Here is a 24607-nt window from a genome sequence, read left to right as displayed (position 1 = left end):
TCCCCTATGAATTTTTTCTTATAGTATCAAAAACTTCATTAAAATTTATAGGTCAGTCAAATTTTCTTTTGTATCTTTCAAGCATAGTACTATTGCCTAAAATTCCACCTTGATGGATATAAAGTATCTTTTTATTTTCAAAATAATCACTTGAAGTTAAAGCTAAAAAACCCAAAGGATCATAGAGTAAATCAAACTCAATATTGGTACTTGTTTTAAGCTCTTTCCAAATCTCATAAAACTCTTTATAAAGTTTTCCAAAATGGTATTTTTTAGGCATTTCTATTATTTTTGGATGAAACTTTTCATCTTTTTCCAAATGAAAAAACTGTTTTTTAAGATAACTGCTTCCCCCCACGCAAGCAACAGTAATAACCTCAAAAGGAAGATTTTTTTGTAAAAATAGTGCCGTTGTACCTGTACCGCTTGGAAGAGCTATTTTTAAATTCTCAATTTTATTATCTTTTGCCCAATTTTTAATCTCTTGTGCAAGAATTTTTATACCATACTCAGCCTCTTTTACTCTTCCACCCTCTTCTATAAAAAGTTCCTCTTCTTTTAGATTATTTTGTATAAATTCAAAAATGTCACAATCATTTTTTTCAATTATATTTGCACCATTTTCTAAGGCTGCTTTGTAATTTCCCTGGGGATTTTCTTTTAAAAAACTTGCAATATGATTTACATAAAAATCAAGTTTAACTTCTTTTAGTTTTGCTAATACAGATAATGAGTATAGTGAGTTTGCTTGAGGGGAACCATAACCAACAATCTTTTTTATACCACTAATATCTTTTTGTAAAAAGTAGTAAAACTTTCTAGCTTTATTGCCAGAAAAATTTTCATCAAGGAGGTCATCTCTTTTAATATATATCTCTTTGTCTCTTAATTTGACTTTTTCTATTGGTGAGTTTTTATAATTCATTAACTTTATTATACTAAAATACGAGAAAAATATTATAAGAGGATATATGAATTTAGTAGAATATATAGATAAAGGCGGAATCATCGTCTATATTTTGATTTTTTTAAATGTAATAGGGTTTACAATTATTCTTTGGAAATTTTTAACAATTCCAAGAAAAAATGCAATGATTAAAAATATAAAATCAAAACTTGATTTAACAAATAGAAGTACTTTAGAGATACAAATAGAGTATGAGATTAAAAAATTAGAATCTGGGCTTACTTATATAAAAAATATCGCTTCTGTTGCACCTTTACTTGGTCTTTTAGGTACAGTTTATGGAGTATTTAAAGCTTTTGAAGAGATTACACAAAAAGGTTTAGGAGACCCAACAATTTTTTCAGGTGGAATCTCTGTTGCTCTTATTACAACTATTGCTGGTTTAATTGTTGCAATTCCCCATCTATTTGCCTATAACTATTTTATTTCAACAATTGATACAATTGAATTAAAAGCAAAAAAAGAGTTACTTGAAAAATGAAAAGAAGAGAACCTATTGGTATAGATTTAACACCAGTAATTGATGTTGTTTTTATACTTTTGATATTTTTTATTGTAACTTCTGTTTTCAAAAAAGAGGAGTTGGCTTTGATGCTAAATCTTCCCCAATCTAGTGCAAAAGCAGCCCAAATAGATAATGATCAAATCTTTATTGAATTAAACCAAGACAAACTTGCAATTAGAGGTATTAGTGTAAATTTTGAATCATTAGAAGAGAGTTTAAAAGTAATCAAAAATAAGAAAAAACCAGTAATTATTAGAATTGACAAAGATACAAAATATGATAGAGTTACAAAGGTTTTAGATTTGCTTCAAAAGTATGATTTAAATAATTTAGCTTTAGTTACGGAAGAAAAAGAGTAAGGACTAGTCAAAAGACTAGTTCTTACCAATTGAACACAAATCAGAATAAGCTACTTCAAGTCTAGCTATCATGCTCTCTTGTCCTGCTCTTATCCATTTTCTTGGATCATAATAAGATTTATTAGGTTTATCTTCACCCTCAGGGTTTCCAATTTGTCCTTGTAGATAATCATAGTTCTTAGCTACAAAACCTCTAACTCCATCCCAAAATGCCCATTGTGTATCTGTATCAATATTCATTTTAACAACCCCATAAGTGATTGCATCTCTAATTTCATGAAGAGCTGAACCTGAACCACCGTGGAATACAAAGTCAACTGGTTTTGAAGTAAGATTTAATTTTTCTTGAATATATTTTTGTGAGTTATCTAAAATAACTGGACTTAAAACTACATTTCCTGGTTTATAAACCCCATGCACATTACCAAATGAAGCTGCTATTGTAAAGTTTGGTCCAACTTCACTTAGTTTTTCATAAGCATAACAAACCTCTTCTGGTTGAGTGTATAAAAGTGCATTATCAACATCAGAGTTATCAACACCATCCTCTTCTCCACCTGTAATTCCAAGTTCAATCTCTATTAGCATATCAATTTCACTCATTTTTTTAAAGTATTCAACACAAGTTGAAACATTCTCTTCCAATGAATCTTCTGATAAATCTAACATATGAGAAGTAAATAGAGGTCTTCCTGTTTTTTCAAAATGTGTTTTTCCAGCTTCTAAAAGTCCATCTATCCAAGGTAATAATTTTCTAGCTGCATGGTCTGTATGTAAAATTACAGGAATTCCATATGCTTTAGCTAAAATATGAATATGTTGAGCACCACTTATTCCACCTAATACTGCTGCATCTTCACTCTTAAGACCTTTTCCAGCAAAAAACTGTGCTCCACCATTTGAAAACTGAATAATGATAGGAGATTTAACTTTAGCTGCAACTTCTAATACAGCATTTACAGAATCACTTCCAACAACATTAACTGCAGGTATTGCAAAATTATTCTCTTTTGCATAAGCAAAAACTTTTTTTGCTTCACTACCACTTAAAACACCAGCTTCAACGATATCTAACACACCCATATGTTTCTCCTGAACTATTTAATTATGATTTTTGCTTTTGTTTTTAACTCTTCTGCCTGAGCTCTAATCTCATCTTGAAATTTTTCTTGAAAAATTACTTGATTGATTTTCCCTTTTACTTCATCAAAAGTCAAAGTTTTTGGAGCTTCTTTTCCCTCTAAATAGATTACATGGTATCCAAATTGAGTTTTTACAGGTACTTTTGTATAAGTTCCAACTTTTAATGCACTTGCAGCTTTAGAGAATTCAGCAACCATTTGATTCTCTGAGAATTTTCCTAAATATCCACCTTTTGGACCACTAGGACCAACAGATTTCTCTTTTGCTAATTTAATAAACTCTTCTTTTTTGTCTTTTGCTTTATCTAAAGTTTTAATAATATCTTTAGCTTCTTTTTCATCTTTTATTAAAATGTGTCTTGCTTCAAGTGTAGCTGGTACATTGAATTTATCTTTGTTTTTATCATAAAAATCTTTTAGTTCTTTATCTGAAACTTTGATTTTTTTTGCTTCATTTTGCATCCAAATCTCTAGAGCCAACTCTTTTTCAAATTTTGCTAAAGTCTCTTTATATTTAGCATCTGAAGAAACACCAGCTTTAATAGCTTTTTCTGTTAAAAGTTTTTTCTCAACAATTTGATCTAAAACTTGATTTTTTGATTTTTTTGGAAGTTTTTCAAAATCTATATTTGGATTTCTAAGTGCGATTGCAATATCTTCTTTAGTTATCTCTTCACCATTTACTGAACCATAATCTGCAGCATTTAAAGAGATAGCAGAAATAGCCAATGTAGCTATTATACTTGTGACAATTTTTTTTGTTTTAAACTTAATCATAATATTCCTTATAATTTTAATAGCGCTTATTCTATCTTTTTTTTACTAATAAAAAGTTAACTAGGTAAAATTAAGTAATCAAGTTGGAGCCATTTTAAGATTTTTTTAATGAAGATAAATTTTTCTTTTAATATAAAAGTTAATTTTATTATTATTTTCTAACTATTTTTTTGCATTTTTACTAACATTTTTTACAATTTCCAACATAATTTTGCAAATTTTTAAAATTTAGCTTAAAAGACCTTTAATTTTTACTAAATTTATGATATAATTCCGTCAAAGTTTAAACTTAACTTAAATTTAAGCTAACGAATAATAAGGGAAATCTATATGAGAATATTAATTATCGAAGATGAAATCACGCTGAATAGAACACTGCAAGAGGGATTAACTGACTTTGGTTACCAAGTAGATGCAGCTGAAAACTACAAAGATGCTGAATATTTCATTGATATTAGAAACTATGATTTAGTATTAACAGACTGGATGTTGCCAGATGGTGATGGTATAGAACTTTGTAAGATAGTTAAAAATAGAAGCTCTAGAACTGCGGTTGTTATTCTTTCAGCAAGAGACGATAAAGATTCAGAAATTGAAGCATTAAAATCAGGAGCTGATGATTATATTAAAAAACCTTTTGATTTCGATATTTTATTAGCAAGAATTGAAGCAAGATTAAGATTCGGTGGAACAAATGTAATTGAGATTGAACAACTTTCAATTAATCCAGACGAAGAAAAAATTGAATTTAACGGTGAAGAGATTGAATTAAAAGGTAAACCTTTTGAAGTATTAACTCACCTTGCTAGACATAGAGATCAAATTGTTTCAAAAGAGCAATTATTAGATGCAATTTGGGAAGAACCAGAATTAGTAACTCCAAACGTAATTGAAGTTGCAATTAACCAAATTAGACAAAAAATGGATAAACCATTAAATATTTCTACAATTGAGACTATCAGAAGAAGAGGATACAGATTCTGTTATCCTGATTCAAACGAAGAAGCATAATCATTTAAATGACTAAGATTATGCATGTGAAGAGCATTTACAAACAGTTTCACCAGAAACTTGTACTTGCTACTTCACTTCTTATTTTAATTTTATCTGCAATTTTTTACGGCTATACAAAATCAACTATTTTTGATGAGATTCAAGACTCTTTATACAAAGATGCACAATTAATATATAAAATCAGTAAATCAACAAATGTTGATACAAGAAGCTTTAATATAATTACTCACAGTGGTATTAATGTTGATATTGTAAAATTGGAGCATATTCCACAATCAGCATATACAACTTTTAAAGTTAAAGATGACCATTATATGCAAATTTTATATCTTTTTAATCCAGCAACAAATGAATATATTAAAATAGTTAAAAATATAAATTCATCTCTTGATATGCTAAATAAAATTTTTAACAACCTACTTCTAATTTCACTTGGTGGATTGCTAATGGTTGTATTTTATGCATTTACAGTTTCTAAAACACTTCTTAGACCAATTATTCAAATTACAAATAAATTATCAAATATGGATGAAAACTATCTATCACAAATAAAAAAAGATAATCTTCCAATTGAGTTTCATCCACTTGCAAACTCTATTAACTCTTTAATGACAAGAATAGAGACTAATATAAAATTTAAAAAAGAGCTTTTTATTGGAGTAGCACACGAACTTAAAACTCCTCTTGCAGTAATGAAACTTAAAAATGAAGTTACACTAATGAAACCAAGAGATCCTGAAAAATATCAAGAGACTATGAAGTTAACAATTGAACAAATCAATGATATGAATAAAATGATCACTTCTATTTTAGATATTGGTAGAGCAGAAGGTGCACAGTTTGAAAAACCTGAAGAGATAGATTTAGTACAATATCTACAAAGAAAAACAAATGATTATAGAATGCTAAGTGCTAAAAAGAAAATTATTTTAACATTTTTCTCTAATGTAAATCATCATGAAGTATATCTTCAACCAACACTAATTAATCAAATTATTCAAAACTTTGTTCAAAATGCAATAAAATTTACACCAGATGATAAATCAATTGCAATTAGACTTAATAAAGCAAAAGATTCAACTACAATAACTATTACTGACGATGGTCAAGGGATTGATGAATCAATAGACCTTTTTGCACCGTTTAAAAGAATGGGTAAAGAGAGTGGTGCAGGACTTGGACTATTTTTGGCAAAAAATGCAGCAGATGCTATAGGAGCAACAATCACACTTAAAAATAGAACTGATGATAAATCAGGTTGTGTGGCAACTATTACTTTACCAAACAAACCTAGACATAAAAAAGATTAAACAAAATCCTCTCTTCTAAATTAGTATTTATAAAATAAAAACTAACATTTTATATTATATTCTTGTTATTTTCTAAAAGTACTGTTTTTTTTCATATTATTCTAAATTTTATTATTATTCTAATACTATCATCTGATAATCTTCTATTAATAAAAAAATACAAAAAGGAGTATTAGATGTTTGGTTTTGGTAAAAATGAAGAACAAGCAGGAAGATTATCTGCAATGGAAGAAAACTTTGCAATAATCTCTTTTAAACCTGATGGAACAATATTACATGCAAATAAAAATTTTTTAGATGCTTTAGGATATACATTAAAAGAGATTGTAGGGCAGCACCATAGATTATTTTGTGATAAAAATTATATTAAGTCACTGGAGTATTCAAAATTTTGGGAAGATTTAGCAAAAGGAGTCTCTCAAATTAATGAATTTGAAAGATTTAGAAAAGATGGTAGTTCAATATGGATACAAGCATCTTACACACCAGTAAAAGATAATAAAGGGAAGGTTATTAGAGTTGTAAAATTTGCTCAGGATATAACCGATTCAAAAAAAGTAATTGATTCAGTAAAAAAATCTATAAATATTGCAAAAACAGGAATTTTGAATCAAGAGATAAAAGAGACAACAACTAATGAATCAATTGAAGAACTAAAAAATGGAATAAATGAACTGTTTCATATAGTTTCTACAAAGGTTGCAGGGGATCTAAACAAAGTATCAGAAGCTTTAAACTCTTTCCAATCATTAGATTTTTCATATAGAATATCTGATGATGAAGGTGAAACCTCTATTGGTTTAAATAACCTTGCAAATGTTGTAAATGATATGCTTGTTGAAAATAAAGCTAACGGGCTAACTTTAGATGATAGTTCAAATGTACTGCTTCAAAATGTAGATATTTTAAATCAAAACTCTAATGAAGCTGCTGCATCATTAGAAGAGACAGCTGCTGCACTTGAAGAGATTACAAGTAATATTTCATCAAATACGCAAAATATTATTAAAATGGCAGAATTTGCAAACGAAGTAACAGCTTCAGCAAATGAAGGAAAAGAGTTAGCACAACAAACTACAAAAGCTATGAATGATATTGATGATGAAGTAAATGCAATAAATGAGGCAATTACAGTAATTGACAAAATTGCATTTCAAACAAATATTCTTTCACTTAATGCAGCTGTTGAAGCAGCAACTGCAGGAGAGGCTGGAAGAGGATTTGCTGTTGTTGCACAAGAGGTTAGAAATCTTGCAAGTAGATCTGCTGAAGCAGCAAAGGAGATTAAAAACTTAGTTGAAAATGCTACATCAAAAGCAAATAATGGAAAAGTTATCTCTGATAGAATGATTAAAGGTTATATTGGTTTAACAGAAAATATTTCTAAAACTATTGAATTAATATCAAATGTAGAATATGCTTCAAAAGAGCAACAATCAGGAATTGTTCAAATAAATGATGCAATTAATAATCTTGATCAACAAACACAACAAAATGCAACAATTGCTTCACAAACCCATGATATTGCAATGCAAACAGATGAGATAGCGAAGCTTATTTTAAAAGATGCAAATGAAAAGAATTTTAAAGGGAAAGATGCTGTAAATGCAAAAATTATAAAAAGTGTCCATGCCTCTTAATTAAAAAAGTAGAGATAATAACTCTACTTTTTTTAAAATTAAACAAAAATCTCTCTATGTTCTATTTTAGTACACTTATTTTGTACTACTTTCATGCCTGCTTCAATTGCTTTTTTTGCTGCATCATTATTTACTAATCCAAGTTGTGTCCAGATTGTATCCACATCACCTCTTTTTATTGCAGCATCAACAACTAAGCCTATAACATCAGGTTTTCTAAAAATATCCACCATATCAACTTTAAAAGGAATTTCATCTAAACTTCTATAGACTTTTTCTCCTAAGATTTGATCCTCTTTAGGATAAACAGGAACAATTTTAAATCCTGCATTTTTAAGATATTTTCCTACCATATTACTTGCTTTGCTTTCATCGGGAGATAGTCCAATAATAGCAATTGTTTTTGTATTATCAAAAATCTCTTTTATCTCATCTTTGTTACTGTTTACAGAAGGAAATTCGCACTCCATAATAATCCTTTTTTATTTTTATGCTTATTATAGCAGATTTGAATAATAATATTTATAAAAACTTTCTAAGCATTTTTGCCTAGAAAGTCTTCTAAAGTTTTGGTTATTTTTATTTGTTTTTTGTAGAGAGATATAGAGCTAAACTGTTTAGTTGCTCATCATTAATTTCAGTTTTTCTAAAAAATGGCATACTAAATTTTCCATTTCTAACTATATATTTTACAAAATCTGCATCTAACTCTTTTCTTTCTTCTAGTACAGGAGAAATATCTGTTCCTTTATATACTATTTTTAGTGCGTCTGTTGCAGGCATTCCCACTCCATGGCAATGGATACACCATTTATCAAATACTTTTTTACCTTGGTCAAATTTACTTGAATCACTTGCATACACTGTTGCAGAAGCAAGGAGTAGCAGTAATAATATTTTATATATATTTCTAAGCATTTTTATCTCCTCTTAATCTTTTTGGCCAAATTCCTCCTCTACCTGGAGCAATAATACCATTTGGATCTATGGTATCTTTTAATTGTTCTGCAAATCTTTTTAGAATATTGTCATTGAAGTTATAAACTCCTGATACAATATCTTGGAATGGTGGTGCAGCTCTATAATCTCCCCAACCATGTTTAGCAGCAACTTTTACCATAGTTGTATAAACTTTTCTCATTTTTTCATTTATCTCTTTATCTTCTCTAGAGTTAGCAAATCCAATCATAAAACAAAAGGCTCTATACATCCAAGTTCTTGGGTGTGAGAATGGTGTAATCATAGACTCCATTCCAAGTTCATAGAAAGTATCAATATAAATCTCTTGACATTTTAAAAGCTCTTTACCATCCCTTGGAATAATAGGTGAGAACCAAACATGGCCATCTTTTGGACCAAGCTCTTCCCCTCTAGTACTTAACCAGAAAATCTCTAAGTTTGGAATACCTAAAGTTACTTTATGTTTCAAAGATTTTTTTTGCTCTTCTGTCAATGGTAGGTCATAATCCTCAGTAACTTCGACTTTTGAGCCCTTGATTGCTTTTGAAAATCTCTCTTTCATATAGTTTATATTTGCAGCGACTGCATCTTTTGTACCATATAAAGAAACATCAATTCTCCAATATGGAATTTCATTTCTTAATGCATAATCTTGAATTTTTTCAATATCTGGTTTTCCATTTTTAGAAGTTAAATATGATTTTAATTCAGGATTCATAGGTTTACCATACTCTGGATTTAATGGACTTCTATACAAAGGCCATCCAACAATAGAGGAGTCCTCCAAATAGTTTAAAATCTCCACTAAAGGGATTAAATCATCTCTTCTTGGAACTGTAATAGCAGCTAAAGTATAGTGCTCAGGTTTTGGCATCATCCAAAATCCCATTTTTGTTACAATCCCAAAATTTGATTGAGAAAAAAGCCCATCCACATATGGTCCATACCCATATTTATTCTCTGCGAAGGTTTTTGCTCCTGGTAGAGCTCCCATTGCAGTTCTCATTAGTTCACCATTTGGAAGTACTACCTCCATACCGCAGTGATTTCCAAAGTGATCCCTAAATTGTCCATGTAAATAACCCCATCCATGGTCAAGTGAGTTTCCAACGGGACTTCCCCAACCTGGATCTGGTATATCCATCATAACATTTAGATTATTCTCTTCAATATAGTTATAAAGGTCAAAATATGAAACCCCTGGCTCTAAGATACAGTAATTTCTTTTATCATTTACCTCAATAATTTTGTTCATTCTTTTTAAATCCACAACTACATCACCCCTATTATTTGGAGCTGATGAACCATATCCTAAGTTTTTACCTGTTGATATAGGGAAAATAGGAATTTTATATTGATTTGCAACTTTTACTATCTCTTGTACCTCTTCAGTACTTTTTGGAGCAACTGCAAGAGAAGGGATTGGTTCCTCTGGTTCATCCCAATATGGAGAGTAAGCATCCCTATATAAATAAACATCTTCTTTTGATTTAAATACCCATTTTTTACCAACAATTTTTTCAAACTCTTTAATTGCTGCTAAAAAATCCTTTTTATTAACTCCATTTGGTAATATCATAGTATCTTCATTTTTTGACATATCTTCTCCTTTAACTAACTCTTGGTGCAATTATCCAAGAGTATAAAATCTCTTTATTGGCACTGCTATCTGCCACACTTTTTAAATCACTTCTTATTTGTGCTTTTTCATATGGATAACTATTCATATTTAAAGCCAAAGTCTCTGTCCAGCTATATTTTCCTAAGTTGTTTTTGATTTTTGCAAATTGATTTTTTGTAGTTTTAATATTATGTATTGCATCTTTTCCATCAATTTTATGTTCCGCATTAAAATATAGAACCATTCCCCTATCAAAAGCAACTTTTTGTAAAACAAACAGAGTCTCATAAGTAGTCAATCCTGCAATTGCAGTATCATTTTTTATACCCCAAGTAGGTCTTATGACTTCACTCCACAGATTGGAAATATCACCATTAATCTCATAGGTTTTAGTTCCCAGTGCTGCCATTTTTTTGGCAAACTCTTCACTTCTTTTAACACCTTTATCATAAATCACATAGTCCAAATCAATTATGTTTTGTTTTTTGTTATCAAATATTAGTGTCGATAAAGGTTGTGAGAAAGCTTGTGTAGCAAAAATAGTCATTCCTAAACTCGTACTTTTTATAAAAGAACGTCTAGAAATATTGTTCATCTTGTCTCCTTTCTTTTTATCGATAGTAAAATTGTAAATGAAAAAAATCTCAAAAAACTCTCATATTAAGATTTATTTTGTATCTAATATGAAAAGTTATATAATCTTTTCTATTCTTATAGATATGTAGAGGAATCTAATGTTCAATGAAATCCTAAATATTATTGCTAAAATTCCAAATGAGAAAAAAGCAAAATTATATTCACTATCTTTTTTATTAATAGGTATATTTGGGATCTATCTTGTAAATAGTGTATCAATGTTTATAATCCAGCATACAAATAAATTTGAGGGCACTAAACTTCCACTACTTTTAGGAATCACTTTTTTTATAGTTGCAAGTATATTTTTATACTTCTTTTTAAGAAGTATTGCAAAAATAGAAAAAGAGGCAAAAGAGAAACTAATACTTTTTCAAAAACAGGAGAGTGAGAATCTAAAGCTTATAAACTTTGTACTTGATAATACTGCAGATGCCATATATTGGTTTAAATTTGATGGGAATATTGTATATGTAAATAATAGACTATGCAAAATGCTTGGGTATAAAAAAGTTGAACTACTTGACATGCATATCTCCAAGATAGATAAAAGATTTGATGAGATAGAAAAAACCATTATTCAAAAGAAAAAACAGTATAACTATTTTGAGTCTCAACTAACCACAAAAGATGGAATAACCTTTCCTTGTTTTATAGCTGCAAACTACTTTTTAGTAAATGAAGATGAAGAGTATGTTTGTGCTTTTGCAAGGGATATTACAGAACAAAAAAGAAAAGAGAATATAATAACTACCTCTTTAAAAGAGAAAGAGATTTTAATAAAAGAGATTCACCATCGGGTAAAAAACAATCTTCAAGTTCTCTCTTCACTACTTTCAATGCAAAAAAGAAGAGAAAAAGATAGCAATATAAACAGTCAACTTGACAAAACAAGAAGTAGAATCTATGCAATTGCTTTAGTACATGAGATTTTATACCAAGGTGATAATTTAAGTGAAATTGATATGAATCAATACCTTGAAAAACTTTGTCTTGCTATGAAAGATATCTATAATCTAGGCGATAATATAAAAATAAATATTGATGTTTCAAAAGATGTAAATTTAGGAATAAATTACTCGGTTTTAACAGCCTTAGTTATCCATGAACTACTACTAAACTCAATCAAACACGCTTTTAAAGAGAAAAAAGAGGGAGAGATAGATATTTTTATTCATAAAAATGGTGATGAGATTAATTTTGGATTGAAAGATACAGGTAAAGGTTGTAGTAAAGAGGATTTAAAAAATAGCAACTCTTTGGGATGGCAACTAATTGAATCTATTGCAGAACTTCAACTAGAAGGTGAACTAAAATTAGATACAAAAAATGGCTTTTACTGTGAAATTACCTACAAACTTAGAGCTGAAGAGAATTAATGAAAAAAAGTATTTTAATAGTGGAAGATGAAATTGTAACAGCAATGGATATAAAAGAGGCGCTTGAAGCCTTTAGGTATAATGTAATTGGTATTGCTAGTAGTATCAAAAAAGCTTTATCTTTATTGGAGCAAAATCGATGTGATTTAGCCATTTTAGATATAACATTGAAAAAAGGTGAAGATGGTATAAGTTTAAGTGACACTATTTCACAAAAATACAATATACCATTTATCTTTTTAACTGCAAATGATAAAAACCATACAATAGAGAGAGCCATAAAACATGAACCATATGGATATATTATAAAACCCTTTAAAGATGCTGAACTAAAGGCTGTAGTTGAACTTGCATTAACAAAATTTTCAGCTAAGCAAAAACTTGAAAAAGAATTAGAGACAAATCAAAAACACTTTATGGCTTTAGAAAAAAATCTAGAGGAGAGTGAAAAAAGATATATAAAAAAAAGATTTTGTACTTTAAAGTTTGGTTATCTCTTTGATAGAGAAGAGAACAGACTATTTTTAGAAAAAAAAGAGATTCCACTAAATAAAAAAGAGATTATGCTTTTTGATATTTTGCTTGATAATGAGAATGCCATTGTAAGTAGTGAAGCCATAGAAGATTACTTATATAATGGAGACTTAGTGGGAGAAGGTGCACTAAGAAATGTGCTATTTAGATTAAGACAAAAAGTTGATAAAGCCCTCATTACTAGACACTCAGGAGTTGGATACAAAATAGAGATAAAATAGTCCAATAATTGCGATTGTTTTTGTATTATCAAAAATCTCTTTTATCTCATCTTTGTTACTGTTCACAAAAAGGGATTCGCATTCCATAATAATACTTTTTGTTTAGCTTATCACTAAATATACAAATAAAAAAGAAAAATTGAATTTTAATACTTAAAATAAATTAATTTTATTAATTAAGACAATTTCCATATTCCTTCCATATTTAATTTTTATAATTAAGCAAATTTATTTAAAGGAGAAGAATGAAAAAGATTACATCAATCGCATTAACAACATCACTATTAGTAGGAGTTGCTTTTGCAAATGAAAATAGCATGAAGCATGAAGGAATGAATCATAGTGGAATGAATCATGAAAAGATGATGAATAACAACAAAATGGATAATACTCAAATGATGAATAATGGTAATATGAATCATGAGGGAATGAATCATAATGAGATGAAAAATCAAAATGAAATGACAAATCATAATATGATGAATCATAATGAAATGACAAAAAGCAAATAATTTTTACTTTTAAATATATAACTATATAAAGATAGTTTTAAATTTAGAAAACTATCTTAATAGTTAACAGATACATAAAAACTCATATCAAACTCATTATCCAAACTTAGAAAATTATTTTTATGATAAATTATATATGAGGGTTTTGTTGTTGTCTCATAATCGCTATTTAAAAGCCACTCATGGTAAACCCAATTTATAAATTTCAGTATATCTCCTTGGTGCCCTTTTAAATCAAACTTTGCATAAACTCCACTTGAGATTTTGAATTTTGGCACTCTTTGAGATAATAGTTCACTTTTTTCATCAGTTTTAATACAAGCAATATATTGGCACTCATTAAGTGGAGTAATAACTGGGTTATCATGTAATAGTGCAATATGTTTATACTCTTTTATATCATTATTTAAAGCCAAAGTATGCAACTTTTGCCAAGTTGGTTTAATATTTATATTATAACCTTTATTTCTAATGTAATAACACTCAATCTCTGGCATCTTTACAATACTTGGTATTAATCTTGAAAATTCTGCTTTTGACTCCATAGCTTTTTTAGATTGACTCATAATTTTATTTGAATATACTTTATAACCTCCACTTCTCCATAATTTTGGTGACATCTCAAATCTGTTTGTGAAAGCTTTAATAAAAGAGGAGTGAGAACTATATCCACACAAATTTGCAATATTTGAGATAGTTGAGTATCTGTTTGTCAAAAGAAGATTTGCAGCTTTTTGAAGTCTAATTGATTTAATACTCTCATAAATATTTTTTCCAAAAGCCTCTTTAAAAATTCTATGCATATGAAATTTACTAATATTTAAATCATAACTTAACTCTTCAATATCAATATGGGTGTCTATATGAGTATAAATATAGTACATAATATCATTTGCAATTTTGGTTCGTTTTTCTAAGGTCTCTTTTTTCATAAATTAATAATATCAAAAATAGAATAAATTTTAAGCACTAATAGACAATGTTATAAGCATAATTAAATAAAATATTTAGCATAAAAGATAAAGATTTTTTGATTTTATAATCTTACAATATGGAAAAAATAAATAAAAGGTTCAATATGAATAAGATATCAAAAGTTTTAATAGCAAATAGAGGTGAGATAGCTCTTAGAATAATAAGAGCCTGTAAAGAGTTAGAGATTACAAGTGTTGCAATCTTTTCAGAGGTAGATGTTGAAGGAATTTGGGTAAGAAAAGCAGATGAGTGTTATCCAATATTAGGAGATGTTCTACAAGCATATCTAAACTATGAGACAATTATCTCTGTTGCTAAAAAAGCAAAATGTGATGCAATCCATCCTGGATATGGATTTTTAAGTGAAAATGCAGATTTTGCAAAAGCCTGTGAAGAAGCTGGTATCATCTTTATTGGTCCAAAACCTGAACATATAGCACTTTTTGGAGATAAGATGGCATCAAAAGTTGCAATGAAAAAAGTTGGTGTTCCAGTACTTGAAGGGACTAATGAACCAATTGAAGATAAAAAAGAGGCAAAAACAATTGCTTCTAAAATAGGTTATCCTGTTATTATCAAAGCTGCCTTTGGTGGAGGAGGTAGAGGGATGAGAATAGTAAGAGCTGAAAATGAGTTTGACAAAATGTTTGAAGCAGCTACAAATGAGGCGGTTAAATTTTTTGGGAATGGTCAAGTATTTATAGAAAAATATGTTGAAAACCCAAGACATATTGAAGTTCAAATTATTGCAGACAAATATGGAAATGTTGTGCATTTGGGAGAAAGGGATTGTTCTATTCAAAGAAGACATCAGAAAGTAATAGAAATAGCTCCATCTCCAAAACTAAATAATGAAGTAAGAAAAGAGCTTTTTAGAATCTCCACAAAGGCTATGTTTAAACTTGGATATGAGAGTGTTGGAACAGTTGAATTTTTGATTGATCAAAATGATAACATCTACTTTATTGAGATGAATACAAGAGTTCAAGTTGAGCATCCAGTAACAGAGATTATAAGTGGTATAGATATTATTCAAAGAATGATAGAGATTGCAGATGGTGATAAAATGAAATATATGCAAGAAGAGATAAAATTTAGAGGTTATGCAATAGAGTTTAGAATCAATGCAGAGAATCCTCAGAAAAATTTTATGCCTTCAACAGGTACAATAGAAAGATATTTAACTCCAAATGGACCAGGAGTTAGACTTGATTCAAGTGCCTATACAGGATATAAAGTTCCTGCAAATTATGACTCAATGATTGGAAAACTTATAGTTTGGGCACTTGATTGGGGAGGTGCTGTTAAAAAAGCAAAAAGAGCATTGGATGAGTTTACTTTGGAAGGTTTTCCAACTAATATTCAACTTCACAGAGAAATTGTAAGGGATGAAGAGTTTAAAAAGGGGAAAATTACAACTAACTATTTAGATAAAAATATGGATAAATTTACCCTTGATGCAAAAAATCACCTTGAAGAGGAAGAGAAAAAAATCGCTTCAATTATGAAGTTTATTGATAGTGTAAAATCAAAAAATGTAAAAGTGAGAATGTAAAGTGACTATAGAGGATTTAAAAGAGGGGAACAAACTCTTTAAAAAAACAAAATTTAACGACTACAAAAATGACTTTAGAACTCTTGTTGAGAAAGGGCAATCTCCTGAGATTTTATTTATAGGTTGTAGCGATAGCAGAGTTGTTCCTGATCTAATTATCTCTTCTAAACCTGGAGATATGTTTATTGTTAGAAATGTAGGAAATTTTGTACCTCCATATAAAAATGACAATGACTTCCATGGAACAACAGCTGCAATTGAGTTTGCCTTATCAGTTTTAGATGTAAAACATATAATTATCTGTGGGCACTCATATTGTGGAGCATGTAAATCTTTATATATGGATTTAGAACATAATGACTCTTTGGTTCATATGAAAAAATGGCTACAACTTGGAATGAAAGCAAAAGAGATGGTATTAAAAGATTTTGATATTAAAATTGACGAACAAAGAGTCTACAGAGAGACTGAAAAAAAATCTGTAATCTGTCAATTGGAAAATCTTTTAACCTTTCCCGAGGTTAAAAAAAGAATTGATGAAAGAAGATTGAGTATTCATGGCTGGTACTACAAAATAGAAGATGGTTCTATTGAGTACTACAACAGAGAAAAAAAAGTTTTTGAATAGTTTTTATTTAAGTGAATCTAGTTTATCTTGTATAAACTTTTTCACTTCGTTGTAGTCAATACTCTCTTTAAAATCATCAAATTTACAACCAGCAGCATTTGGATGTCCACCACCATCTGCAAGCTTTTGTGCAATAAAAGATACATCAACTTTTCCATCAGCTCTAAAAGAGGTATTTCCTTTTCTACTTATATCAATAAAAAAATCATAATCCTCATTTGCAACTAAAAAAGCATTTGCAGGAATCGATATAGAACCTAAAGTATATGTTAAAAGTCCTTTATGCCCTTTATATGTTACAGTTAAGTTCTCTTTTAAACTCTCTAAAGATTTTACCAAATACTTTGCACTTAGATTATCAATGGTATCATCATTCCCATCACCCATTAAAAATCTCTTCTTTAAAAAATGGACATCATTGTCAAGTTTTATATTTGCACTATTTTCATTAATATATTTAGCAGACTCTTTTAATAAAAAGTGTCTAAACTCTCTATTTAATTCTGGAAATAAAATTGCATTTACCTCTTTTACTTGACTAACCATAGATAGTAATACTTTTCCAAACTCAAAGCTTGAAGTTCCAACATCCACCCAAATATCAATTGCATTTATACTATGAATCAATGGTTCAAGCCAAGTTTTTGTCTCTTGTGAAAAACCATCAAGCTCTTTATTTATGTAACTGTAAGTAATAAGTGTAGCACATCTTGAAGTATCTAAATAATACCAAGAAAACTCTTCTGCACTCTTTTGCCCAGTTCCATGATGATCCAAAAGTTGAAGTTTTATATTAAAACCATCACTATTCATCTCATCAATTTTTTTATTTAAATCTTTTGATTCTTGTGAAGTCAAGTTTAAATCAGTAATTAAAAAAAGAATTTCATCACTTTTATATGCTTCAATGTCATTAAACATTTTATTTAGATTTAGTTTTACCTCTAAACCATAATTTGCATTATAAAAAAATCCTTTTTTAAAATACTCTTTTGTAATTAACTGACAACCATATCCATCTAAATCGGTATGCGATAGGTGAAAAAGGGTCATGAAGCAATATCCTTTAGCGTTAATTCCTCTAAAAAGACATTTATTCTACTTTGTAAGTTGTTCAAAACTGGCCATAAATTACATGCATTTGCTAAATCTGAAGGGCAAGAGTTTACTGATGGAGAACACTCAAAAACAGAAGGAATTTTCTCTTCTGCAACAGTTGTAATCTCTAAAATTGTAATCTCATCATAGGGTTTTTTTAGTACAAAACCACCATTTACTCCCCTGTGAGAAATAACAATATCATTTTTTGCTAAATTTTGCATGATTTTAGCCAAAAAAGATTTAGGAATATTAAGCTCACGAGATAACACGTCCACGTTTTTAGGGGTATCACTCTTTGCAATTGAAATTAATGACAACAATGCATATTCGCTCTTTTTTGTAAGTAACATATATTTCCTAAACTTTTGAATTTTTAATAAATATCTATTTTACTAGAAGAAATATTAATTTAGTTTATTTTTTTCAATTAATTTTAAACTTTATTAAAAAAAAAGGTTGCAAGATAGCTTGCAACCTTTTATAATAGTTATAAAAAGCTAATTATTTAGCTCTAATTCCTAAGTCAGCTACTAATGAAGTAAATTTAACATAATCAGTTCTTCTTAAATATGCTAAAAGTCTTTTTCTTTTACCAACCATTTTTAAAAGACCTAATCTTGATGAGTGATCTTTTTTGTTAGTTTTTAAATGCTCAGTTAAAACTTTAATTTGCTCTGTTAAAATAGCAATTTGAACTTCTGCTGAACCTGTGTCTTTATCGTCTCTTCTGTATTTCGCAATAATATCTGCTTTTACTTCCTGATCTAAAGCCATTTTCGACCTCCTAATAGGTGTATATAATCTCACTTAAACTTAAGTGGAGGCGTATTTTATTCTATTTAACATTAATATTTGTTTAATTAAATAGTTAACTATAATATGAAGAAAAATTTGGTATTATTTCTAAAAAACAAAGTACAACTATGAATGAAAATTTAAAAATTATTGATTTTGAAAATATATATGTAAGTTATGAGATAACACCTGTGCTTGAGAATATCAATTTGACTATAAATCAAGGGGAACATTGGGCCATTTTAGGACAAAATGGAAGTGGAAAATCTACACTTATAAAACTAATATCAAATGATTTGTATCCAAATACTAAATATAAATTTAGAAAAAATCTTTTTGGAAAAGAGAGATGGAGTATTTTCGAACTAAAAAAGAATTTAGGGATAATTACAAATGATTTACACAACTATTTTGAAAAACATGGAAATTTTTTAACAGCCTATGAAGTTGTTCTAAGTGGTTATTATAGTTCAATAGGAATATTTAAACACCAAGATTTTACCAATGAACAACATGAAAGAGCTTTGGAAGTATTAGAGTTTTTAGAAATTTTAGAGATAAAAGACAAGAGAGTTCACCAAATGAGTACAGGACAACTAAGACGTTGTGTAATTGGAAGAGCTTTAATACATAAACCAAAAGCTTTTATCCTTGATGAACCAACAACAGGACTTGATATAAAAGCTCAAGTTAGTTTTTTGAATATTATTAGAAAACTATCTAAGAACTCTTCAATTATTATAGTAACTCACCACTTTGAAGAGATTTTTCCAGAGATTGACAATATTGCATTGATGTACAATAAAACAATCTATAAAAAAGGGAAAAAGGCTGATATTTTAACATCAGAAAATATCTCAAAAATTTTTGATTCTAAAATAACTCTTGCAAATGAAAATAACAGATACTATGTAAAATCAATTAATTAATCTCTTCCCTTGCAAAAAATCTCTTTTTGTGTTACAATTTGTATAAATTTAATCTAAATTAAAGAAAAGGAGAGATTATGGAAAAAATTCCTGAAATTTTAAATAACCCAATTAATCCCTCTTTTAATTTAGCAGAGATGGAAATCTATAATTTAAAAGAGGCCTTAGAATTAATAGAATTAGAAAAACTTTCATTTTCTATTTTTGTAATCTGGCAATGTGCCATTTCAAATCTTCAAAGAAGAGTTGAAACTTTTAATATTGAAACTTTTTTAAATACCAACAAAAATAGAGAATTGTATAACAAATCAGCCTCATCATTAAAAGAGAGATGGCAAAATATAAATGAATATGAGATAATAGAATTTTGTGAAAAATCATCTATTATTACAAAGGTTTCAGCCCATATAATAAGAACACTATATTGGATGAAATTCTCAACAGAAAACGAAAAAATTTTTACAAAAAATGAAATTTTCTCTCTTCTTTATCTTTTAGAACAAAATCTATTTTTATCAAAATTCAAAATTGATAAAAGAGAAAACGTTTTAGAAAGTAGTACAGAATTTAAAAGAAGAAAAGAGGATGAGAACAATGAAATAAAAAACGCAACTACTCATCAAGAGTTAGTTCTTAAAAATGGAATGAGAGAATTCCAAAATACTCTTTTAACTAATAATAAAAATGATACACTATTAACTGCTTATATTTAAAAAAGGTAGTTATTAGTGCGCATTTTTATTCTTGAAAAAGGTTTTATATATAAACTCTTTATGTTTATTGCATTTTCAATTTTTGCTTTAGTGATGTATCAAGGATACTTAAAAGGTGAGTTTATTTATAAACTTCTATTTTTTGGCTCAATTGCTCTTTGTTCATTTCAAATTGCTTCTATTTTTTATGTTATTTTCGTAAAAAGAGAGATTGAAATCTCTATTGATGAAAATTCAGTTTCTTGGAAAATTTTTGATAATAAAAAAGTTGTAAAAGAGGTTACAATTATTAGAAAAACTATTAAAGAAGTTAAAACAGAAATTGCCTATTTAACTGGAAATATCTACTCAAACTTTGCTGTTACATTTATTTTAGATGATAAACAAGAGATAAAACTAACAGATGGTTTAATATATGATTTTGGACTTACAAAAGCTGAAGAGTTAACAAAATTTCTTCTAGAAAATGATTTAGGAGATAAACAAGATATAAAACTTACAAAACTTGTAAAAGAGTTAAATATAGATTTAACAAAAGAACAAAAATTTACAAAAAAAGCTGGTGATTCTTTCTATTTAGGGGTTATTTCGAAAAGAAAAAAAGAGTTTCTATCTTTAAGACTTCAAATTGAGGCTTTATATAAAGATTACACTATTATTGAGACAAACACAAATAATGCCTACTTAATAAAAAGTTCAAAAAATGGCAACAGTTTTATCTTCTTAAAATCAAATGTTTTTGGCTACTTTATAGAGTTTTATAAAGTTGAAAAAATTGAACAGATAAAAATGTTGCAGGAGATGGGAAGGCAAAAAATTAGCCTTCTTTAATATCATCCCCCTGTTTCATAAAATGCCCTTGAAGAGATTTTTGAGTCTTCTGACCATCTATTCTTTTCAGGTTTTTTTGCCAATACATCTTTTAAAATTTCAACTGCTTTTTTAATATCTTTATTTTTTATAGCCTCTTTGATACTTTGGGCATCTTCAAAATATAGACATGGAATTAAAACTCCACTTGCAGTCAATCTTATTCTATTACATGTAGCACAAAAATCATCTTTATGGGGTTCAATTATCCCAAAAACATAACCATCTTCCATCTCATAATCTTGTGAAGGTGAACTTCCTGTTCTTTCAACTTTTTTAAACTTGTAATCTTTCCCAATAATCTCTTGAATTTGCTCAGAAGTATAACCCTTTGCACCACTGTGTGCATGTTCATTTTCCATAAATTCAATAAATCTGATTGGATATTCTCTTTTTCTACAAAATTCAATTAAATCAACAAGTTCTTTATCATTTACGCCCCTCATTGGAACACAATTTATTTTTATTTTTAAACCTGCATCATCTGCTGCTTGAATCCCTTCTAAAACTTTTTTTAGAACATTCTTTTGTGCAATTTTTTCTGCAACTTCTTCTTTTAATGAGTCTAAAGATACATTTATTCTTTTTAGCCCAGCCTTAGCTAATTTATCTGCAACTTGAGGTAAAAGATACCCATTAGTTGTTAAAGCCAAATCAATACCATCTTTATACTCTGCAATCATTTTTACAAAGTTATCAAGCCCTTCTCTTAAAAGTGGTTCTCCTCCTGTAATTCTTACTTTTCTTATTCCTTCGTCAATTGCGACTTTGACGAATTCAAACAACTCCTCATAACTTAAAAGTTCTTCCCTGGGAACCCATGAGAAAGGTTTTTCTGGCATACAATACTGACATCTAAAATTACACCTTTCAGTCACGGAAACTCTGAGGTAATCAACTTCTCTTCCATGCCCATCGATTAACATCTGCTTTCCTATTCAAAATTTTTCTAGCTTAATATAAATAAACTTAAAGGTCCTAAAATATGTTAAAGTAAATTAAAAATTAAACATTGTATATTATCTAATATTCGAAATAAAATTTATACTAAACTAAATAAGGTATAATTTTGCCAAAAAGAGAGTTAATGAAAGGTAAAGTTTATTTAACCGGTGCTGGACCAGGTGATATTGATCTTCTTACAATTAAAGCACTAAAAATGATTCAAAGTGCAGATATAATAATATATGACAGACTTGCAAACCCCGAAATTTTGAATGAAGCAAAAAAAGATGTAAAATTAATATTTGTTGGAAAAGAGAAAGGGCACCATAGTGTTCCTCAAGATGAAATAAATGAAATAATTTATCAAAGTGCCCTAAAATATGAGTCTGTAGTAAGACTTAAAGGGGGAGATCCTTTTGTTTTTGGAAGAGGAGGAGAAGAGGCCTTGTACTTAAAACAAAGGGGAATTGAATTTGAGATTATCCCTGGAATAACTTCAGCTATTTCAGTTCCAGCATATGCAGGAATTCCTGTAACAAATAGAGGAATCACTCCCTCTTTTAGAGTTGTAACTGGACATAGAAAAAGTAGTGAAAATATTGCAAATATAAATTGGAACTCTTTTATTGAAGATGAAACTATTGTTTTTTTAATGGGTTTACACAATATTGAATTAATAGTTTCAAAACTTTTAGAGGTAGGAAAACCAAAAAATTATCCTTGTGCAATCATTTCAAATGGAACAACAAAAAATCAAAAAGTAATTGTTGGAACTTTAGAAGATATTGTAAAAAAATCTAAAGAGGCTATCTCCCCTTCTATTATAATTATAGGAGAAGTGGTAAAATTAAGAGAAGATCTTAAATGGTTTAACTAATCTTTGAAATTCTCTTCAAAATATTTATCAACCATATTTTTTAAGTTTTACATTCTCTTTTCACCTTTTGGATGAGTTTTTCTATACTCATCTAAATAGTTTAAAAACTCTCCAAAATTTTTAGGAAGTTTACTTTTACAAAAATATATCATTTGCTGTAACTATTACAATATCAAAACCTTCTATGTCCCCTTTTTTTATACTCTCTTTTTAGATAATTTAAACTATTTTGTACAATAAAAGTATCTATTTTTTCATCAGTTGGTGGTGAGATTATTGTTACATCTTTGCAAAATTTTAGAACCATTTCTAATCTTTTTAATGCAATTTTTCCTACTCCAACTATTAAAATCTTTTTATTTTCCAGTGAGTAAAAAATCGGTAAATAATCCATTTTACGCCTTTTTTATGATGTTATATCATAACAAATAATTCTTTTTTATTGAAAATTGTAAATTGCATATTAATTATACAAATAATTACAGAAAAGTTGCATTTTGCACATTATAATTGTTAATGCTATTTGGTTGCTACTAAGAATATATATAATAGTAACTCCAAAACCAACAAAAGGAAAAAATATGAAATTACTTAAATCTGTGTCGTTGAGTATTGCTGCTTTAGCTATTGCAGCAACTGTATCACAAGCTGATACTTTAGATACTACTAAGAAAAATGGTTACTTAAGTTGTGGCTTAAATACAGGGTTACCTGGTTTTGCATCTCCTGATTCAAAAGGTGTATGGGCAGGAATCGATGTTGATGCTTGTAGAGCTGTAGCTGCTGCTATTTTTGGTGATGCTTCAAAAGTTAAATATGCTCACTTAAACGCAAAAGAGAGATTTACAGCACTTCAAAGTGGTGAAGTAGATTTGTTGGCTAGAAATACAACTTGGACAGCTACAAGAGATACTTCATTAGGTTTAACTTTCGCTGCTGTTAACTACTATGACGGTCAAGGTTTTTTAGTTTCAAAAAATATTGGAGTAAAATCAGCAAAAGAGCTTGATGGAGCAACTGTTTGTATTCAAGCAGGTACAACAACTGAGCTTAACTTAACTGACTACTTCAAAGCAAACAAAATGGAGTATAAACCTATTACATATGATACATCAGCACAAACTATTGAAGGTTTTGAAGCTGGTAGATGTGATGTTTTAACTTCTGATGCATCTCAACTTTATGGATTAAGAACAACTTTAAAAGATCCAAATTCAGCTATCGTTTTACCAGAAATTATCTCTAAAGAGCCTTTAGGTACAGTTGTAAGACAAGGTGATGATAAATGGTTTAAAATTGCAAGATGGGTACATATTGCAATGTTAAATGCTGAAGAGTTTGGTATTACATCTGCAAATGTAGATGAGATGCTAAAAAGTGAAAATCCAGATATTAAAAGATTTTTAGGTGTAACTGGTAACTTTGGTGAGTTTTTAGGTCTAGATAACAAATGGGCTTACTATATCATTAAAGAAGTTGGTAACTACGGTGAAGTATTTGAAAGAAATGTAGGAAAAGGTTCTCCTTTACAAATTAGTAGAGGTCTTAATGCATTGTGGAAAGATGGTGGAATCCAATATGGAGCTCCAATTAGATAATCTAATTATCTCAAAGCTACTAATTTTTTACAAATCTAAGAGGG

General features: G+C 28.7%; 27 protein-coding genes and 1 pseudogene. 15 read left to right on the top strand and 13 right to left on the bottom strand.

What is annotated here, in order from left to right:
• Positions 1 to 52: 52 nt before the first annotated feature.
• On the bottom strand, positions 53 to 925 hold the full coding sequence (locus tag AEBR_RS02730) for a 1-aminocyclopropane-1-carboxylate deaminase/D-cysteine desulfhydrase (protein WP_129086953.1): 873 nt from the start codon (positions 923 to 925) through the stop codon (positions 53 to 55).
• Positions 926 to 971: 46 nt separating this feature from the next.
• Here AEBR_RS02730 and AEBR_RS02725 point away from each other — a divergent pair, with 46 nt between their 5' ends.
• Positions 972 to 1448: a MotA/TolQ/ExbB proton channel family protein gene (locus AEBR_RS02725; RefSeq protein ID WP_129086952.1), complete on the top strand. Its 477-nt coding sequence runs from the start codon at positions 972 to 974 to the stop codon at positions 1446 to 1448.
• Complete coding sequence (locus tag AEBR_RS02720; RefSeq protein ID WP_129086951.1) at positions 1445 to 1831, top strand: ExbD/TolR family protein; 387 nt, start codon at positions 1445 to 1447, stop codon at positions 1829 to 1831. Before AEBR_RS02725 ends, AEBR_RS02720 begins: the two co-directional genes overlap by 4 nt.
• A 15-nt stretch (positions 1832 to 1846) precedes the next feature.
• On the opposite strand, the gene fbaA is transcribed toward AEBR_RS02720, so the two are convergent.
• Both fbaA and AEBR_RS02710 read right to left on the bottom strand, forming a co-directional pair.
• Positions 1847 to 2914 (bottom strand): class II fructose-bisphosphate aldolase, encoded by a 1068-nt coding sequence (fbaA, locus tag AEBR_RS02715; RefSeq protein WP_129086950.1) that lies wholly within the window; start codon positions 2912 to 2914, stop codon positions 1847 to 1849.
• 14 nt (positions 2915 to 2928) lie between these two features.
• The gene (locus tag AEBR_RS02710) at positions 2929 to 3750 is read right to left on the bottom strand and encodes a peptidylprolyl isomerase (protein ID WP_172658840.1); all 822 of its coding nucleotides are present in this window, start codon (positions 3748 to 3750) and stop codon (positions 2929 to 2931) included.
• Between the two features lie 330 nt (positions 3751 to 4080).
• Here AEBR_RS02710 and hsrA point away from each other — a divergent pair, with 330 nt between their 5' ends.
• The 3 genes and pseudogenes from hsrA to AEBR_RS02695 all read left to right on the top strand — a co-directional run.
• Complete coding sequence (gene hsrA / locus AEBR_RS02705) at positions 4081 to 4761, top strand: homeostatic response regulator transcription factor HsrA (RefSeq protein WP_128980027.1); 681 nt, start codon at positions 4081 to 4083, stop codon at positions 4759 to 4761.
• Positions 4762 to 4769: 8 nt separating this feature from the next.
• Positions 4770 to 6074: a sensor histidine kinase gene (locus tag AEBR_RS02700; RefSeq protein WP_228711974.1), complete on the top strand. Its 1305-nt coding sequence runs from the start codon at positions 4770 to 4772 to the stop codon at positions 6072 to 6074.
• 176 nt (positions 6075 to 6250) lie between these two features.
• A pseudogene (locus tag AEBR_RS02695) lies at positions 6251 to 7687 on the top strand (methyl-accepting chemotaxis protein); the annotation flags it as partial.
• Positions 7688 to 7752: 65 nt separating this feature from the next.
• Here the strand turns inward: AEBR_RS02695 and AEBR_RS02690 are convergent.
• The 4 genes from AEBR_RS02690 to AEBR_RS02675 form a co-directional block, all read right to left on the bottom strand.
• Positions 7753 to 8184, bottom strand: coding sequence for a CoA-binding protein (locus tag AEBR_RS02690; RefSeq protein WP_129086947.1), 432 nt, complete (start codon positions 8182 to 8184; stop codon positions 7753 to 7755).
• Between the two features lie 109 nt (positions 8185 to 8293).
• Positions 8294 to 8632, bottom strand: coding sequence for a c-type cytochrome (locus AEBR_RS02685; protein WP_129086946.1), 339 nt, complete (start codon positions 8630 to 8632; stop codon positions 8294 to 8296).
• The gene (locus tag AEBR_RS02680) at positions 8625 to 10274 is read right to left on the bottom strand and encodes an FAD-binding oxidoreductase (protein ID WP_228712165.1); all 1650 of its coding nucleotides are present in this window, start codon (positions 10272 to 10274) and stop codon (positions 8625 to 8627) included. Before AEBR_RS02680 ends, AEBR_RS02685 begins: the two co-directional genes overlap by 8 nt.
• Positions 10275 to 10284: 10 nt before the next feature.
• Positions 10285 to 10890 carry a hypothetical protein gene (locus AEBR_RS02675; protein WP_129086945.1) on the bottom strand — a complete coding sequence of 202 codons (606 nt, stop codon included), beginning with the start codon at positions 10888 to 10890 and terminating at the stop codon, positions 10285 to 10287.
• Positions 10891 to 11029: 139 nt separating this feature from the next.
• On the opposite strand from AEBR_RS02675, the gene AEBR_RS02670 reads away from it, so the two are divergent.
• From AEBR_RS02670 to AEBR_RS02660, 3 genes are all read left to right on the top strand, one after another.
• Positions 11030 to 12310 carry a sensor histidine kinase gene (locus AEBR_RS02670; RefSeq protein WP_129086944.1) on the top strand — a complete coding sequence of 427 codons (1281 nt, stop codon included), beginning with the start codon at positions 11030 to 11032 and terminating at the stop codon, positions 12308 to 12310.
• Entirely contained in the window at positions 12310 to 13065 is a 756-nt protein-coding gene (locus AEBR_RS02665; RefSeq protein WP_129086943.1) for a response regulator transcription factor, read from the top strand. Before AEBR_RS02670 ends, AEBR_RS02665 begins: the two co-directional genes overlap by 1 nt.
• A gap of 245 nt (positions 13066 to 13310) precedes the next feature.
• Positions 13311 to 13577, top strand: a complete 267-nt coding sequence (locus tag AEBR_RS02660) for a hypothetical protein (RefSeq protein WP_129086942.1) — start codon at positions 13311 to 13313, stop codon at positions 13575 to 13577.
• Between the two features lie 56 nt (positions 13578 to 13633).
• On the opposite strand, the gene AEBR_RS02655 is transcribed toward AEBR_RS02660, so the two are convergent.
• Positions 13634 to 14509, bottom strand: a complete 876-nt coding sequence (locus AEBR_RS02655) for an AraC family transcriptional regulator (protein WP_129086941.1) — start codon at positions 14507 to 14509, stop codon at positions 13634 to 13636.
• 146 nt (positions 14510 to 14655) lie between these two features.
• Here AEBR_RS02655 and AEBR_RS02650 point away from each other — a divergent pair, with 146 nt between their 5' ends.
• A complete protein-coding gene (locus AEBR_RS02650) occupies positions 14656 to 16107 on the top strand; it encodes an acetyl-CoA carboxylase biotin carboxylase subunit (RefSeq protein WP_129086940.1) in 1452 nt (483 codons plus the stop codon).
• 1 nt (position 16108) lies between these two features.
• The gene (locus tag AEBR_RS02645; protein WP_129086939.1) at positions 16109 to 16735 is read left to right on the top strand and encodes a carbonic anhydrase; all 627 of its coding nucleotides are present in this window, start codon (positions 16109 to 16111) and stop codon (positions 16733 to 16735) included.
• A gap of 3 nt (positions 16736 to 16738) precedes the next feature.
• Here AEBR_RS02645 and AEBR_RS02640 read toward each other — a convergent pair whose 3' ends face one another.
• The 3 genes from AEBR_RS02640 to rpsO all read right to left on the bottom strand — a co-directional run bounded on the left by AEBR_RS02640 (position 16739) and on the right by rpsO (position 18610).
• Complete coding sequence (locus tag AEBR_RS02640) at positions 16739 to 17788, bottom strand: DHH family phosphoesterase (RefSeq protein ID WP_129086938.1); 1050 nt, start codon at positions 17786 to 17788, stop codon at positions 16739 to 16741.
• The gene (locus AEBR_RS02635; RefSeq protein WP_129086937.1) at positions 17785 to 18186 is read right to left on the bottom strand and encodes an Rrf2 family transcriptional regulator; all 402 of its coding nucleotides are present in this window, start codon (positions 18184 to 18186) and stop codon (positions 17785 to 17787) included. Before AEBR_RS02635 ends, AEBR_RS02640 begins: the two co-directional genes overlap by 4 nt.
• A 151-nt stretch (positions 18187 to 18337) precedes the next feature.
• Entirely contained in the window at positions 18338 to 18610 is a 273-nt protein-coding gene (gene rpsO, locus AEBR_RS02630) for a 30S ribosomal protein S15 (protein ID WP_129086936.1), read from the bottom strand.
• 149 nt (positions 18611 to 18759) lie between these two features.
• Between rpsO and AEBR_RS02625 the strand changes: the two genes are divergently transcribed.
• The 3 genes from AEBR_RS02625 (at position 18760) to AEBR_RS02615 (ending at position 21104) form a co-directional block, all read left to right on the top strand.
• Positions 18760 to 19560: an ABC transporter ATP-binding protein gene (locus AEBR_RS02625; protein ID WP_128980010.1), complete on the top strand. Its 801-nt coding sequence runs from the start codon at positions 18760 to 18762 to the stop codon at positions 19558 to 19560.
• Between the two features lie 77 nt (positions 19561 to 19637).
• Positions 19638 to 20273, top strand: a complete 636-nt coding sequence (locus AEBR_RS02620) for a hypothetical protein (protein WP_129086935.1) — start codon at positions 19638 to 19640, stop codon at positions 20271 to 20273.
• A gap of 60 nt (positions 20274 to 20333) precedes the next feature.
• Positions 20334 to 21104, top strand: a complete 771-nt coding sequence (locus AEBR_RS02615; protein WP_172658839.1) for a hypothetical protein — start codon at positions 20334 to 20336, stop codon at positions 21102 to 21104.
• A gap of 2 nt (positions 21105 to 21106) precedes the next feature.
• Here the strand turns inward: AEBR_RS02615 and moaA are convergent, their stop codons facing one another.
• Entirely contained in the window at positions 21107 to 22069 is a 963-nt protein-coding gene (gene moaA, locus AEBR_RS02610; RefSeq protein ID WP_129086933.1) for a GTP 3',8-cyclase MoaA, read from the bottom strand.
• A 161-nt stretch (positions 22070 to 22230) separates the two neighbouring features.
• On the opposite strand from moaA, the gene cobA reads away from it, so the two are divergent.
• Positions 22231 to 22965 (top strand): uroporphyrinogen-III C-methyltransferase, encoded by a 735-nt coding sequence (gene cobA, locus AEBR_RS02605; RefSeq protein ID WP_129086932.1) that lies wholly within the window; start codon positions 22231 to 22233, stop codon positions 22963 to 22965.
• Positions 22966 to 23137: 172 nt separating this feature from the next.
• On the opposite strand, the gene AEBR_RS02600 is transcribed toward cobA, so the two are convergent.
• Positions 23138 to 23359 carry an NAD(P)-dependent oxidoreductase gene (locus AEBR_RS02600; RefSeq protein ID WP_129086931.1) on the bottom strand — a complete coding sequence of 74 codons (222 nt, stop codon included), beginning with the start codon at positions 23357 to 23359 and terminating at the stop codon, positions 23138 to 23140.
• Between the two features lie 187 nt (positions 23360 to 23546).
• Here AEBR_RS02600 and AEBR_RS02595 point away from each other — a divergent pair, with 187 nt between their 5' ends.
• Positions 23547 to 24563, top strand: a complete 1017-nt coding sequence (locus tag AEBR_RS02595) for an amino acid ABC transporter substrate-binding protein (RefSeq protein WP_129086930.1) — start codon at positions 23547 to 23549, stop codon at positions 24561 to 24563.
• Positions 24564 to 24607 lie beyond the last annotated feature (44 nt).

The organism is Halarcobacter ebronensis (genome assembly GCF_013201825.1).
In the GTDB taxonomy this organism is placed as follows: domain Bacteria; phylum Campylobacterota; class Campylobacteria; order Campylobacterales; family Arcobacteraceae; genus Halarcobacter; species Halarcobacter ebronensis.
This window is presented reverse-complemented; position numbering and strand designations above follow the sequence as displayed.